12 protein-coding genes and 2 riboswitches are annotated in these 14,667 nt (G+C 41.1%); of the genes, 9 read left to right on the top strand and 3 right to left on the bottom strand.

Translation table 11 applies throughout. From position 1 onward, the window contains the following. Positions 1 to 1,421: magnesium chelatase ATPase subunit I (locus tag OGM63_RS09970; RefSeq protein WP_263745360.1), on the bottom strand; the 1,421-nt coding region annotated here is incomplete at its 3' end. A gap of 96 nt (positions 1,422 to 1,517) precedes the next feature. Here OGM63_RS09970 and OGM63_RS09975 point away from each other — a divergent pair. The 6 genes from OGM63_RS09975 to OGM63_RS10000 all read left to right on the top strand — a co-directional run bounded on the left by OGM63_RS09975 (position 1,518) and on the right by OGM63_RS10000 (position 7,594). Further along, the gene (locus tag OGM63_RS09975; RefSeq protein ID WP_263745361.1) at positions 1,518 to 2,105 is read left to right on the top strand and encodes a Uma2 family endonuclease; all 588 of its coding nucleotides are present in this window, start codon (positions 1,518 to 1,520) and stop codon (positions 2,103 to 2,105) included. Positions 2,106 to 2,615: 510 nt separating this feature from the next. Beyond that, positions 2,616 to 3,386 (top strand): NYN domain-containing protein, encoded by a 771-nt coding sequence (locus tag OGM63_RS09980; RefSeq protein ID WP_263745362.1) that lies wholly within the window; start codon positions 2,616 to 2,618, stop codon positions 3,384 to 3,386. A 186-nt stretch (positions 3,387 to 3,572) separates the two neighbouring features. Beyond that, the gene (rnc, locus tag OGM63_RS09985; RefSeq protein ID WP_263745363.1) at positions 3,573 to 4,262 is read left to right on the top strand and encodes a ribonuclease III; all 690 of its coding nucleotides are present in this window, start codon (positions 3,573 to 3,575) and stop codon (positions 4,260 to 4,262) included. Positions 4,263 to 4,576: 314 nt separating this feature from the next. After that, positions 4,577 to 4,835, top strand: a riboswitch (cyclic di-AMP (ydaO/yuaA leader). 102 nt (positions 4,836 to 4,937) lie between these two features. After that, positions 4,938 to 5,789 (top strand): nitrate ABC transporter permease, encoded by an 852-nt coding sequence (ntrB, locus tag OGM63_RS09990; RefSeq protein WP_263745364.1) that lies wholly within the window; start codon positions 4,938 to 4,940, stop codon positions 5,787 to 5,789. Between the two features lie 201 nt (positions 5,790 to 5,990). Next, complete coding sequence (locus OGM63_RS09995; protein WP_263745365.1) at positions 5,991 to 6,161, top strand: hypothetical protein; 171 nt, start codon at positions 5,991 to 5,993, stop codon at positions 6,159 to 6,161. Continuing rightward, positions 6,158 to 7,594, top strand: coding sequence for a CmpA/NrtA family ABC transporter substrate-binding protein (locus tag OGM63_RS10000; RefSeq protein WP_263745366.1), 1,437 nt, complete (start codon positions 6,158 to 6,160; stop codon positions 7,592 to 7,594). The genes OGM63_RS09995 and OGM63_RS10000 overlap by 4 nt, the downstream gene beginning before the upstream one ends. Positions 7,595 to 7,687: 93 nt before the next feature. Here the strand turns inward: OGM63_RS10000 and OGM63_RS10005 are convergent, their stop codons facing one another. Next, positions 7,688 to 7,831, bottom strand: coding sequence for a hypothetical protein (locus tag OGM63_RS10005; protein WP_263745367.1), 144 nt, complete (start codon positions 7,829 to 7,831; stop codon positions 7,688 to 7,690). Between the two features lie 58 nt (positions 7,832 to 7,889). Here OGM63_RS10005 and OGM63_RS10010 point away from each other — a divergent pair, with 58 nt between their 5' ends. The 3 genes from OGM63_RS10010 (at position 7,890) to OGM63_RS10020 (ending at position 12,642) form a co-directional block, all read left to right on the top strand. Then, positions 7,890 to 8,726 (top strand): ABC transporter ATP-binding protein, encoded by an 837-nt coding sequence (locus OGM63_RS10010; protein ID WP_263745368.1) that lies wholly within the window; start codon positions 7,890 to 7,892, stop codon positions 8,724 to 8,726. 32 nt (positions 8,727 to 8,758) lie between these two features. Then, a riboswitch (cyclic di-AMP (ydaO/yuaA leader) is annotated at positions 8,759 to 8,950 on the top strand. A 202-nt stretch (positions 8,951 to 9,152) separates the two neighbouring features. Continuing rightward, positions 9,153 to 9,809: a universal stress protein gene (locus OGM63_RS10015; protein WP_263745369.1), complete on the top strand. Its 657-nt coding sequence runs from the start codon at positions 9,153 to 9,155 to the stop codon at positions 9,807 to 9,809. A gap of 613 nt (positions 9,810 to 10,422) precedes the next feature. Beyond that, on the top strand, positions 10,423 to 12,642 hold the full coding sequence (locus OGM63_RS10020) for a GumC family protein (protein ID WP_263745370.1): 2,220 nt from the start codon (positions 10,423 to 10,425) through the stop codon (positions 12,640 to 12,642). Between the two features lie 166 nt (positions 12,643 to 12,808). On the opposite strand, the gene hepA is transcribed toward OGM63_RS10020, so the two are convergent. Beyond that, entirely contained in the window at positions 12,809 to 14,662 is a 1,854-nt protein-coding gene (gene hepA, locus OGM63_RS10025; protein ID WP_263745371.1) for a heterocyst formation ABC transporter subunit HepA, read from the bottom strand. Between the last annotated feature and the right edge of the window lie 5 nt (positions 14,663 to 14,667).

The following is a 14,667-nucleotide window of genomic DNA, read 5'->3' on the forward strand; positions in this document are numbered from 1 at the left end:
TGGGGGGATGGGGGGAAAGAAGAATTATTCTCCTTGTCTCCTTGTCCCCCTTGTCCCCCCCGGACCCACTCCCCCACTCCCCCACCCCTCAAACGTCGTGCCTTTTGATACGGTGCAGCGGCTCTTAAGGTGGCATCTATGGCGATACGTCGCACTTTTCCTTTGGGTAGCATCGGCTTAATGTAGCGTCCCCGGTCTTCAGAGAGAATTAAGCTGCGACTGCCAGATTTACCCATACGCTGCGCCATTTGAGCAAAATAAAGCACGCTGGGATCAAGAATTACACCTTCAGGATCAAAGATGAATTCTTCGGGAATGCTGGGTGGTTCTTGTTCTTGTTGATTTTCTTCTTTTTCGTCTTCTTCCTTCTCTTCTTGTTCCGACTCGTCTTGATTTTCTGGTGGTGCTGGTGGTGGTGGGGGTGGAGGTGGTTGTTGTTCTGGTGGTGTCTGCAACACCGTTGCTCGTGGTACAATTACCATCTCTACTGCACGGCGTAAATCTTCGGCATTTACTGTGGTGCGTCCATCTAAAGCCGCAGATGCTTTAGCCACACGCATGGCGAATAATTCAGCGCGATGTCCTTGCACTGCCCCACGAATTGCTTCATCTACTAGGTAGGCGATTTGTTCGTGGGTGATGGTAACTTCTTTGAGCCATTCTCGTGCGAGGAGGATTTGAGTTTTTAGGTTATCGATGTCTTCGTTATATTGCTTTATAAATTCTTGGGGAGATTTAGAATAGGCGATCGCTTGTTCTACCGCTTCGACTCTTTGATCTAATCCGAGTACCCCATCAGCCGAAAGTGCGATCGCTATTCTATCAAGCAAATGTTCTCGCAGCGTTCCTTCTTCTGGGTTATAAGTCGCAATAAACAGCGGTTTGCTCGGATGCTGAAAACTAATACCTTCCCGCTCAATTCGGTTGCGTCCGTCAGATAATACTGTTAAAAGCTGGTTGCTGATTTGGTCATCTAATAAGTTAATTTCATCCACATACAGCACACCTCGGTTTGCGGCAGCGAGCAAACCTGGCTGAAACACCGTTTCTCCTTGTTTTACCGACTGTTCCACATCCACAGAACCCAAAAGTCGGTCTTCAGTCACTCCTAGAGGAATTTGCACAAAGGGTGCGGGGATGACTTCGGTTTCTATTGTCTCCCCGACTTCGGCGATAAGCTTATCATCCCATTCTTGTGGGCGATTGGGATCGCAATTGCTCAATCCACCTTTAACCACTTCAATGGGTGGAATTATAGCATGAATAGCACGAGCCATCACAGATTTTGCCGTACCCCGACGACCTGCGATCGCTACTCCTCCTAACTCCGGATCGACCGCAGCTAGCAGCAATGCTAGTTTAATTGCTTCTTGACCGACGACAGCGGACAGCGGAAAGGCAGTAATTGTAGGCGCAGGCATGATTTGCACATTTTAGCTTGTCTCGGCTTTTAGCATATCAATTTCTGGCACATTTATAATAAGTATTATCGCAACTTTGTTTTCGGAGCAAAATGTATGAGTATCGCTCAGGCTAAACGCTTCACATTGGATGAATACCACAAACTCGCAGAATTAGGCTTTTTTCATGAAGATGACCGAATTGAATTAATCAATGGAGAACTTATTGAAATGGTCTCGAAAGGTGTAGCGCACGAAACTTGTTTGCGAAACTTGTTGCGAGAACTCCCAAAGCTGGTAGGAAACAGAGCAACTTTGCAATGTCAAGCACCGATTGTTATACCACCTAAAAGTGAACCAGAACCAGATTTTGCCATTCTTCAAAACCGAGGTGATAATTATTTTTCTGCTCACCCCAATCCTGCTGATGTCCTGCTGGTGATGGAAGTTTCAGATTCTTCTTTAGATTATGACCAAGATGTCAAAATACCTCTTTATGCTCAAGCAGGTATTTCTGATTATTGGATATTTAATTTATTTGATAATTATCTAGAATCTTATAATGAACCGTATCAGAATACTCAAGGTAAATATGGCTATTTGAATAAGCGAATTATCTTACCCAATCAAGTAATAGCGCTACCTTGTTTTCCTGAACTGTCTGTTGATTTAGGCAAAGTATTTCCACCAAAGGTGAGTTTTTAAGGTTTGTGAATGTTAGGCGATCGCGTTGGCGAAGCCGGATAGTAGAGAAGTGACTCCGTAGGAGTATCGCATGAAGCAATTTTTAACAAATAAGGGCATTGACTTAAATCTGATACCATGCGAAACTATAGGTAGACAGCATAATATCCGTAATCTAAAGCGCAGATTTTTTTGTATTGTCTCAGCGGCAGGATTCCTAGTTTTCTGCCAAATTTCGGGTCATCCCGTTTGCTGAATATTCAGCCTGATGTCACGTCAGGTCATTGACATTGATATTCAGTGGGAAGGCAAGATATTTGGATGAATGTTCAGGAAATGGGTTGACTCGGAGTTTGGCAGAAAGCCAGGATTCCTACCGCTGAGACTAGAATAAAAAATGTGCAAGTAGAGAGTTTGGTGACAGAGATGTACTCATTGAGTATATGTTTCTGGCATAAAACTTTAGTACAGCTAGATGCATGATTGACTGATGCTGTCCAGTAAATCAAATCTAAATCTGGACATACTTCAATGACAGACATTCATCTTGGTTCAAGTGGAAAAACAAACCAGCAGAAACGTTTAGTTTCCATTTATTGGGATTATCAGAACGTGTCTTTAAGTCAAGAATTAGCAAGTTTATTGCTAGCTTTTGCCAATTCAAAGGGACGTGTGATTGGCAAAAAAGTCTACTATAATTCACTGTTTGAAAACCAAGCTTCTGCAAAGGATAGCCTACAAAGTATTGGTTTTTGCTGTTATGATGTTACGTGCGTTTTAAAAAACAGTGCAGATAATCAGCTTAAATCTGATTTAATTGATGATGTTTATAACAATCAGTCTCCGAACATAGTTATTCTTGTATCAGGAGATGGAGACTTTGCCAATCCAGTTAAATTTTTGCAAGATAGGGGTAAAAATATCATAGTTTTTGCAAAAAAAGGTAATGTAAAGAAAAAGTTGAAAGAGCTTGCTCATGAATTTTACTTTGTAGATGATTTACCTCAGTTAATTGTAGAAACAAATCAGTCTCAAATAACGTTCATTAATTCCCAAATTAATTATAATGAGGCTATAGAGTACCTTGTCAAAGCTATCAAGATTGCGTTAAGCCAAGGGAAGTCTACAGTATTGGGTTACATTAACAGCCTGATGCGTGAACATTTTTCCAATTATCAGGGAGTTTCGTGTATTTGTACACCTGATGGAAAGAAATTTTCACGCTTTAGTAAGTTTGTTGATGTTGCTGTGAAAGAAGGGAAAGTCCGAATGCAAAATCAGGAGTTGCTTTTAATAGAGTAATATAAATTGGCAGCCTGAAGTTGTTTCCCGGAAATACACTATAGCTTTTGCAAACCCAGTTTATTTAAACAGCTGGGTTTTTTTAAGTTCGCTGCTATTTGCAGTTTTACAACCTTCAATTTTGAACACAATAATACTTGGAAAATTTCCATGCAATTAAGTTCCGCAAACAAAAACGAGATAAACATGCACAAAGTTCTGACATTTCGTGATGAAAAACTTTTACGCAAAGCTTTAACCCATCGTTCTTATGTTAATGAAAATCCAGGAGAAGGAGAACATAACGAACGCTTAGAATTTCTCGGTGATGCGTTGCTCAATTTTTTAAGTGGTGAATATCTCTTTTGTCATCACCCAGAAAGAGGAGAAGATGAATTAACTCGTCGTCGTTCAGCATTAGTAGATGAAAAACAATTAGCAAAGTTCGCTATTGAAGTAGGTTTAGACTTTAGAATGCGGTTAGGAAAAGGTGCAATTCGAGATGGAGGCTTTCAAAATCCCAACTTACTTAGTAGTACTTTTGAAGCGGTTATTGCTGCTTATTATTTAGATAATAATTCAGATATTGAAGCGGTTAGAGCTATTGTTGAACCATTATTTGATTCTGTACCTGAAAATATTGTTGTATCTCGCTCTAATGTAGATTCAAAAAATCGTCTTCAGGAATGGGTACAACGTAATGTAACTCCAAATCCCCCTAAATATGACGCAGTTCAAATAGGTGGTTTATCTCACGCACCAGAGTATCTTGCCAAAGTCTTTGTCGGTGAAAAAGAGTATGGACAAGGTAAAGGACGCAATAAAAAAGATGCGGAAAAAGCTGCGGCAGAAGATGCGATCGCCCTTTTGAAAAAACAAGGTTTGTTGTTAAGTTGAATCATGAAACTTTGACTGACAAAGGCAAAATGACAGTAAAAGTAGGATTAACTCCTGCTTTTTGAATCTAGCTTAATTTTGCCTTTCCCTGCTCGGTCTAGCTTTGAAAACAGCGAGCGATCGCTATTTGGATTTTCTAGCTATTTATCTATATTTCATCTGTCTAAAGACATAATCTGATGATTTATTATTTTGCTTGTTTTCTATGGAAAATATAAGAAATATTTAATTTAAATATTTTAAGATAAATATAATATTTACCAAAGAACCATGTTACGATTTATATTCAAATTGAGTAAGTCAGCTTAATCTAGCAAATTTCATTACCCAAAGTGTTTAGGTGGGAGATGATGCTAGAGCGGAGGAACCATATTTTGGGGCGTATTTTCTAGAAAGTTAAGAGTGAGGAGTGAAAAGTGAGGAGTTTTGAACTCATAACTTTCGTAGAGACGTTCCGGCAAAACGTCTCTACATAACTCATAACTCATAACTCATAACTCATAACTTTCTTAAAAAGGGTATTTCTCAACCCTAGCCCGTCAGCTAACTTCGTAGGCATTGAGAAGAGACTGAAGAGGCAGCCAACATTCTTATATAATGTTATGACCTCATCAGTGTCCAAGGCTGGTGCTGCTCAGATTTTTTGTACCTGCACTTAAATCTGTTGAGGTGAAAATGATATTTCAATTAAATTTGGCTGCAATTGTTGCAGTTGCGGGACAGACTATATGGAAACAGGCAAAACCTACGATTTTCAAAGATGTAGTTCTGTTACCTGTGTTTGGGTTCTTGGGGATAATCTTATTGTGGTGGGTTATTGCCCTTGCCAACCATGAATTGATGCCCACCCCGCCTGAGGCATTAGCAGCGAATATGGACTACATATTACACCCTTTTTACCAACGCGGACCGGGCAACTTGGGAATTGGTTGGTTATTGCTAGCAAGTCTGCGTCGGGTAATACTTGGCTTTTTATTAGGTGCTGTAGTCGCAATTCCTTTGGGTTTTTTGATTGGCATGTCGAAATCGGCAATGTTAGCTTTTAATCCGATCATTCAGATTTTTAAACCCGTATCACCTCTAGCGTGGTTGCCTATTTCCTTAGCCATATTCAACTTAGCAGATCCGTCAGCGATTTTTGTTATATTCATTACTTCATTGTGGCCGACAATTATTAACACCGCTCTGGGAGTTTCTAGCGTTTCCAAAGATTATTTAGATGTAGCGCGGGTGTTAGAAATGCCTCGTTGGAGACGGATTACAAAAATTATCTTGCCCGCCAGTTTGCCGTATATTTTTACAGGTTTGCGAATTAGTTTAGGCATTGCTTGGCTAGTAATTGTTGCTGTAGAAATGCTCACAGGTGGTATTGGAATCGGCTTTTTTGTCTGGGATGAATGGAGCCGTTTAAACCTGAGTTCAGTGTTTTTAGCTGTGTTCGTAATTGGCATAACTGGACTACTACTTGACTTCGCCGTCGGCAAAGTCCAAGAATTAGTAACTCATCGTCCAACAGCTTCAAATTAGCAATTGGATAGTGGATAGTTGATGGTGGATAGTGGTTAGTCGTTAGTGGGTCGTTGATAGTGGTTATACCAATTTTATGTGAGGCTGCATATAATGCCCTCAGGCTGAAGCCTGGGGCTACACAAACAAAGCCTGTCTTGTCTACGACACGCTACGCGAACACAGGCTAATAATATGCATCTTTAAATAAAATTGGTATTAGTGGTTAGTTGTTGGGTATCAACCATCAACCATCAACCATCAACCATCAACCATCAACTATCAACTATCAACTATCAACTATCAACTATCAACTATCAACTATCAACTATCAACCATCAACCATCAACTATCAACGAACAACGAACAACCATCGGTGAAAATGACATATGAGTAACACCGACAATAACAACTGGACTCGACGAGACTTTATATTAGGAATCGGAGCAACCACAGCGGGAACTCTGCTGTCTTCGTGTGCAATTTCAGGCGATCGCTCGGCTAAAGGACTGACTGAAGAAGCTTTAGCGATAAAACCAGTAGTTAGATCCCAAGACTTAGAAAAACCGGATATCACCGTTGGTTATGTGCCGGTAAATGATTGTGCACCATTTGCGATCGCCTGGAAAAAAGGCTTCTTCCACAAATATGGCTTGAACGTCAAACTCAACCGCGAAGCTAGTTGGGCAACCTCCCGCGACGGCTTAATTTTTGGTCGTCTTGATGCCTCACCCGTGGTATCCGGTGCCGTCACCAACGCCAGAATCGGTGCTGAAGGGGCACGTCACGCTCCCTTGTGTGCGGCAATGACCATTCACCGTCACGGCAACGCCATGACCATGAACAAAGCCATGTGGGATTTCGGGTTGCGTCCGTGGTATGAATACAACGGCGATTTAGAAGCATTTGGCAAACAATTCCGGGCATACTTTGACAGCCAACCCCCAGAACGCAAAGTTTGGGCTGTGGTGCTAAGTTCCGCCATTTACGAATACTTTGTCCGCTACGTATCCGCTGCCGCAGGTGTCGATCCCCTGAAAGAGTTTCGCGTCATCATCGTTCCACCCCCGCAGATGGTAACAAACATGCGGATTGGGGCAATGCAAGCTTACATGGTTGCGGAACCTTGGAATACACGGGCAATTAAAGGCAACGAGGGTGTTGGCTTTACCTTCGCACAAGGCAAAGAAATTTGGCAGGGACACCCAGATAGGCTTTTAGGGGTAATGCAATCATTCATCGACCAATACCCGAAAACCTATCGTTCTCTGGTGAAAGCGATGATTGAAGCCTGCCAATATTGCAGCAAACCAGAAAACCGCCAAGAAGTTGCCGAACTGATTACAGATCGCTCCTTTACCGGTGCAAAACCGAAAAAGAAAGGTGCAGCGATCGCGCTTTTTACCAGCCCCGGAATTGTCGGCAACTACAACTATGGTGGATTTGATGGCAAAGACCGCATCATCAAAGCTGCCGATACTACGATTTTCTACGATATTCCTGACAACATTCCCAAACAGCCTGGAGAACACTCGACATTTTTATGGAGATCCAGAAGTCTTTGGTTGATGACACAAGCAGCACGTTGGGGACAAATTAAGGAATTTCCCAAAAATGCTGAGAAACTGGCTCAACAAGGCTGGAGAACCGATTTATATCGAGAAATTGCCGCAGAAATGGGTATCGATTGTCCCAAGGATGATTACAAAGTAGAACCTCCCGAAGTATTCATCGACAAAAAAGGCTTTGACCCTAGCGATCCTGTGCGCTATCTCAACAGTTTTGAGATTAGGGCAAATGCACCCAACCGTTTTTATTTGGGTTAAAAAAGTGGTGTTGCATAATACGTATTGTAAAGACGTTCCACCGGAACGTCTCTACGATTCATCCCACGGTTATGCAACGCGAAAAATCATTCTTCATCTGGTGAAAAATAGACGTTCCATCGGAATAAATAGACGTTCCATCGGAATAAATAGACGTTCCATCGGAATAAATAGACGTTCCATCGGAATAAATAGACGTTCCATCGGAACGTCTCTACAAGGGTTCGGATAACGCATAATTAATTTCCACATCGTTGTCTATTAGCCATCAGTATTATTTCAGGAGTTAATCGAGATGAAATCTACCTCTTTTTCGGAAAATAACTACAATATCGCTACACCCCGCACTGGATTTTTAGAAGTTGAAAATTTAGTGAAAGCTTATCCTTCACCTGATGGGAAAAAATCTGTCGTTTTAGATAATGTGAATCTCAGTATTGGTGAGGACGAATATGTTTCTATAATTGGTCACTCCGGTTGTGGTAAATCTACTTTATTAAAAATAGTAGCCGGTTTAGAAAAAGCAACTTCTGGCTCAGTGCGGCTTGATGGGAAAGAAATTAACAAGCCGGGAGCCGAGAGAATGATGGTGTTTCAAAACTACTCGTTACTACCTTGGTTAACGGTACGAGAAAACATTCGTCTGGCTGTGGATGAAGTGTTAAAGGGTGCATCTCGTGCCGAGAAAATTAGCATTGTTAACGAGCACCTAGCAATGGTAAATTTAAATGCAGCGGCTGAAAAATATCCCGATGAAATTTCTGGAGGAATGAAACAGCGTGTTGGGATTGCCAGAGCGATCGCCATTCGTCCGAAAATGTTGCTGATGGATGAACCTTTTGGAGCGTTAGATGCTTTAACTCGCGGGAAATTGCAGCGTCAGGTATTAGATATCTGGGAAAATCACCGACAAGCGGTAATGATGATTACTCATGATGTGGATGAAGCAATTTATATGAGCGATCGCATTGTCTTGATGACCAACGGTCCAGCGGCTAATATTGGAGAAATATTACCAGTCATGTTTGAACATCCACGCGATCGCGCAGCCATGCGAAACTCAAAAGAATATTTTGAACTTCGCAACCACGCTTTAAATTTCTTAGACCGCTATTTTACTCAAGACGAGTAAAATACACTATCATTTATCCTAGTGGGTAGCCTAATTCAAATTCATCAAATCTAGATTTGAAGCGGAGGAACCATCTTATGGGGCGTATCTTTTAGTAAGTTAATTAGGAGTTAAGAGTTAATAGTTACTACTATTTAACTCAGTACTGAAAACTCATAACTTTTGGAGAAAGACACCTTCCAGTCTTAGCCCGTCAGCTAACTCCGTCGGCAATGGAAGGAACCCCCAAAACTTTGGCTGTTATAACAGTTGTTATTGGGGTTTCCTTAAATATAAAGATGAATAACAAAGGATGAAGGATTAAAAATATACTTGATTAATTTATACTTCATCCTTCTGCTCCGGAGACGTTCCGCGAATACAATTCAGCCTTTACTTACCCTGCTTCTCGTTCATCGTTCATTTTAGTAGAGAGAAGTTAAAGCTGTGAAAATCAAGCCAATGTTAGTTCGTCTTCAAAGCGCAATAGGTCGTGATGACTTAATTGAGCAAATGGTATTGTTATCACCAAAAACATCTTGTACTGAAAAATCTCACCCAGCAAAATCAATTAACTTAATCGTTGGCTACAACAGTTCTCCCAACAGCCATACCGCACTAGATATTGCCTTTTGGATTACCCATCAAACACGTTTAGCCACTAACGTAGAAGTTATAGTTCAAGCTGTTTATGTAGTAGAGGATAATCAAAAAAATCAGTATTTAGATGTCTTTAATTCCGAAATGCATGAGCCATCATTGGCATGTCCAGTCAACTATGCATCCAAGTCTATTACATCGGTATTATCTGAACCCAAACTCAGATTAAATGCACTTTCTTTAGAAACAAAATTGGTAGACACCCTCACACAAGCAGACCGAATTCTTTGGCAAGCACGGAGTTTGGCTGAAGAATGGCAAGGTTCTTTTAAAGCTCATTTGCGGTTTGGCTGCGTTGCTGAAGAACTTCAGAAAGTAGTTAAATTAGAAGCTGCTGATATCCTGTTTCTGGGTTGTCAGTCTATAAATCATCCGATTATCCAGACACTAGACTCTAATTTACCCTGTGTTGTTCTGGGTATTCCCAATTGTATAAACATTTAAGGCGTTGGATAAATGCGGGATGAATGATATAGGACTACTATTTGATTTTTGAACAAATACGTAGGAGACCTTATTGGGGGATTTTCCACACCCCAATCGGGTCCCCGACAATACCTAACCTTGTTCAAAAATCAAACCGGATTCCTAGAGAAACACGGGTATTTCCCTATACTTCAATTAGGGCTTTTTCGTTAGCGACAACAAGACAATCTTCTCCCTTCGCAAAATAACTTTTCAAATTTATCTGCCATTTTGGCAAGAGATGTCAGATTGTAATTGTTAAAATTAGCATAAATATAAACAACGTAGTCATCCTGAATGATAGAATACTTCCCACTTAAAGAAGAATTCTGACTGCTGAATTCAGCTTGGGCAATCAGTAGGGGATTCAGACTTGCTTACTACTTAAAGCAAGGGTTTTAAGCGATCGCTCCGCCTACTACGTTATCTAAGGTTTATTCAAGTAAAAATTAACACTGTCGTTAATTAATTTACAGACAGCATATTTTTTTCCAGGAATCTTAAACGCGTGTTGTGGCGTCATCAATTTAGTAAAATTAATATTCCAAAAGTTTTCTTGCTCAACATCTGTGGAGATTAAAGGACTTTAATAGTGGCTAATACTGGTCTGAATCAGGGACAATTAATTACTACTTCCCCACAAAGCACAGTTGACATCAGACAATTATCAACTATTTTGTTTCGCCGACGCTTTCTCATTCTTGGTGTTTCTGGTTTAGTTATGTCCCTGGCGATTTTTCTGGCAACAATTGCCAAACCAAAATACCAAAGCTCTATGCAATTATTGGTAAGTTCCAATTTGTATGAAGGCTTACAATCTAGAAATATCCAAGGAAATACAGATAGCCAATTTACCGACCCAAATTTTCAAGTTGTTGATTACACTGCTCAGTTAAGGCTAATGCTGAGTACTAAGTTAATCCAAAAAGCTGTAGATTTAATGCGTCCGGAATATCCAGATATTAAAGTAGAAGATATTTTAGGTAAGAAAGGTAAACAAGCTAAACCAGGTTCTTTAGTTGTGTCCCAACTAGAAGGAGGGACAGGAGTGAATAAAGTTCCTAGTCAAGTATTTGAAATCACCTTCAAAGACGAAGATGCAATTAAAGCCGAAAAAGTACTGCAAGCATTAAAAAAAGTTTATCAAGATTACAACATAGAGCAACAAAAGCAACGTCTGAATAAAGGACTTTCTTTTGTTAACGATCGCCTACCAACAATTAAACAAGAGGTGATTAAATCTGAGAATAATTTAGAACAGTTTCGGCGCAAACATAACTTACTCGATCCCGAAGCACAAAGTAAAATTATCCTCGGTTCTCTAGCCGATACGCAAAAGCAGCTACAAAGCACTCGTGCACAGCTTGAAGATGTCCGCGCTCGCTACAATAACTTGGAGCGAAAAATGGCAGCGTCACCGCAGAATGCCCTTATTTCCTCTCGTTTGAGTCAATCAACTCGCTATCAAGCGCTATTAAACGAGATTCAAAAAACAGAATTAGCTTTGGGTCAAGAACGATTGCGCTATACAGATACCTCGCCGGCGATCGCCAAATTGACCCAGCAACGCTCCAATCAAGTATCATTATTACGACAAGAAATTGGGCGATCGCTCGGAGACAGAGCACCCACCACACCTGCTACCAGCAAATCACTTTTGACACAAGGACAAATGGGAGAAGTTGATGTCAGGTTGCTGGAAGAATTAATACAGGTGCAAACAGCTTCTCTGGGATTAGTTGCCAATGAACAAAGTTTAGCTCAGTCAGAACAGCAACTTCGCTCAGAGTTAAGCAGATACCCCACCTTAATCGCACAGTACAATCGGCTGTTGCCAGAAGTAGAAACTAATCGCAAAACACTCGAACAACTTCTACAAGCGCAACAATCTTTAGGAATGCAAATTGCTCAGGGAGGGTTTGATTGGCAAGTTTTGGAAGAACCCCAAGCGGGAATTTATATCGGTAGCGGGAGAGTATTACGTTTAGCTGGGGGAGCAGTAATTGGACCGATTTTAGGTATTGCGATCGCCCTGATTTGGGAAATGTCTAAAGATGCAATTTATTCTTCACAAGAGTTAGAAAATTTAACAAATCTGCGTTTACTCGGCAGAGTCCCAAAATTATCTTTACCGCTGAAGAAAAAGCGTCTTTCATCGCTGAGAAAGCAAAAGGGCAGCTTCACTTCTGCGTATCGTGACAAACAACTTAATATCTACACTCGGTTGCCCAGCCACGAAACTTTGGATATGAGCTACCAAAACATTCAAATATCAAATCCCTACGCCTTCAAGTCATTGATGGTCACCTCAGCACTACCTGGAGAAGGTAAGACAACTGTAGCACAGGGACTGGCGTTGAGTGCGGCAAGAATGCATCGGCGAGTTTTACTGATTGATGCCAACATGCGGCAGCCTCACCTGCACAACATTTTGGAACTTTCTAACGACTGGGGACTATCTCTGCTATTACTTGATGAGACAAATACCCCAGTTCCCGATTACATCCAGCCAATTCACCCCGCGATCGATGTTTTGACCGCAGGACCGACACCAGAAGATACAGTTAAACTACTGAGTTCTCGACGGATGAAAGAACTAATCCAGGTCTTTGAGCAAACCTATGATTTAGTGTTGATAGATGCCCCAGCAATTTTAGGCACAGTTGATGCCAGGATTTTAGCAACCTACTGTCATCAGATTGTATTGGTGGAAAAAATGGGTCAAGTGACTAGAACTGAATTGATTCAAGCTATAGACATTTTAGGCAAGTTGAATGTAGTTGGCATCATCGCTAATGAAGCGAATAATTGAGCAAATTTACTCCTAATATTTTCCCTCATGAATTTTGCGGAAATGGAAAATCTGAATATTTGTAGTAGACATCTCCATAAATGAACTATACGTTGCCCGAAACCCTTGATTAGACTACCAAGTGCTACGTCTCTACGTCTTTTATGGAGATGCCTAGTGAATGTTTTTAATTCGAGTTCACTTGACCTAATTCATGCTGCATCTGGTGATATTCCCAGAACTTGCCACCTTGGGTGATTAATTCTTGATATCCTCCTTGTTCGACAATGCGACCTTGCTCAAGTACGACGATTTTATCTGCCCGAAAAATGGTGGATAGTCGATGAGCGATCGCAATCACTGTTCGTCCAACTGCTAATTTTTCTAAAGACTGCTGAACTAAGCGTTCGGAAATTGAGTCAAGAGCGCTGGTTGCTTCATCAAGAATCAAAATTTTGGGGTTGCGTAGTAGCGCTCTTGCGATGGCAATTCGCTGACGTTGACCACCAGATAAACGCACTCCGCGATCCCCTAATTGAGTCGCAAATTTTTCGGGCATATCTAAAATAAATTCCAAAGCATTGGCAAGTCTTGCTGCTTCTTCAATTGCGGTGTCGTCCACACCTTCTAACCCATAAGCAATGTTATCGTGAACAGAGGTGTTAAAAATAAAAGTATCTTGACTGACTACCGCAAGTTGAGAACGCAGTGAAGCTAGCTGATATTGCCGCAGGTCAACTCCATCAATCAAAATCTTACCAGCGGTGGGATCGTAAAAGCGCACCAGCAAGTCTGCCATAGTTGTTTTACCTGAACCAGAAGCTCCCACCAGTGCCACCATCTGACCGCGTTCGATTCTCAGCGTAATATTTTGTAATACTAATTTTTCGTCATAGCCAAAGTCTACATCAACGAAGGCGATCGCCTCTTTTAAACTAGAAAACTTCGCTTCTCCATCTCTCAAATAAGTCTTGTCATCAGTCCGCAACATCTCGTGGACATTTTTCACCGACCCATAATGCATCGCAATTATGCCCCAAGAACTATTCATGTGAGCAATAATTGGCAGCAAGCGGAACAGCGCAAACAAAAAAGCTAATAATGAGATTACATGCAGGCTGCCATTAGATACAAGAGTCGAGACTGCCACCAAAATCATCGCAATTAAAATTGTCGTCGCAACTGCCTCAACAAATGGTTGGACAATTCCACTAATTGCGGAAGCTTTCAGCCAAGCTTTTGCGAAGCGTTCAGCTACTTTATGAAAACGTTTGTTTTCAAAATCTTGAGTCCAAAAAGCTTGGATGGTGCGAACTCCCCCGATAAATTCTATCGCTTTTGAGGTCAACTCTCCACCTGCGGATGTCATTTCAAAGCTAGTTTCCCGAACTCGTCGAACTAAAGAAGCTGCGACTACCGCAAGCAAGCTGAATAAAAGTACTGTGAACAGCGTCAGTTGCCAAGAGATGACAAACATGGCGATCGCATATGCGAGAATAACGCAGGCTTTAGTGACAAAATTAATTATTTCATTAAAAGCATAACTAATATAAGTCACTTCATTAGAAAACGTATTAATTAGTTCTCCAGAACGGCTTTGCGTATAATAACTCAAACTAAGTCTTTGAAATTGCTCAAACAGCCGTTTGCGAAGACTGTCTATTAAATTAACTTCACACACTTTGGCAAAATAACGCCCGAAATAGCTGAAGACAGCGCGTAACCAAACCGTGACTAAAATCAACCCAGATATGCGATATATTCGCTCAGGTGCAGCCGCATTTGTTCCTAATAACCAAACATCCAAAAAGTCAATTCCTGTATGCACAGGTGGCTGGTTGGGATTTGTTAATCCTTGTAGTAAAGATGCAATCAGACCAATTCCACCAGCTTCTAGAACCGCTCCCAATAAAGTGAAGATTACAGCTAGAATTGCCGTTTTCGCATAAGGTTTGAACGCACGTAAAATTAAATAGTTTTCCTGCCAAAATTTTGTCGTTAAGAACAGTCTGCGGATAAAAGTTGGTACATGCATTGGCATAAAAT

It is taken from the genome of Plectonema radiosum NIES-515 (genome assembly GCF_025753815.1).
GTDB classification, from domain to species: Bacteria; Cyanobacteriota; Cyanobacteriia; order Cyanobacteriales; family Nostocaceae; genus Hassallia; species Hassallia radiosum_A.

What these genes read in the sequence shown, in the direction of transcription:
- OGM63_RS09975 (WP_263745361.1), top strand. Translation starts at nt 1,518, where the DNA reads ATGAGTATCGCTCAGGCTAAACGCTTCACATTGGATGAATACCACAAA.
- OGM63_RS09980 (WP_263745362.1), top strand. Translation starts at nt 2,616, where the DNA reads ATGACAGACATTCATCTTGGTTCAAGTGGAAAAACAAACCAGCAGAAA.
- rnc (WP_263745363.1), top strand. Translation starts at nt 3,573, where the DNA reads ATGCACAAAGTTCTGACATTTCGTGATGAAAAACTTTTACGCAAAGCT.
- ntrB (WP_263745364.1), top strand. Translation starts at nt 4,938, where the DNA reads ATGATATTTCAATTAAATTTGGCTGCAATTGTTGCAGTTGCGGGACAG.
- OGM63_RS10000 (WP_263745366.1), top strand. Translation starts at nt 6,158, where the DNA reads ATGAGTAACACCGACAATAACAACTGGACTCGACGAGACTTTATATTA.
- OGM63_RS10005 (WP_263745367.1), bottom strand. Translation starts at nt 7,831, where the DNA reads ATGCGTTATCCGAACCCTTGTAGAGACGTTCCGATGGAACGTCTATTT.
- OGM63_RS10010 (WP_263745368.1), top strand. Translation starts at nt 7,890, where the DNA reads ATGAAATCTACCTCTTTTTCGGAAAATAACTACAATATCGCTACACCC.
- hepA (WP_263745371.1), bottom strand. Translation starts at nt 14,662, where the DNA reads ATGCCAATGCATGTACCAACTTTTATCCGCAGACTGTTCTTAACGACA.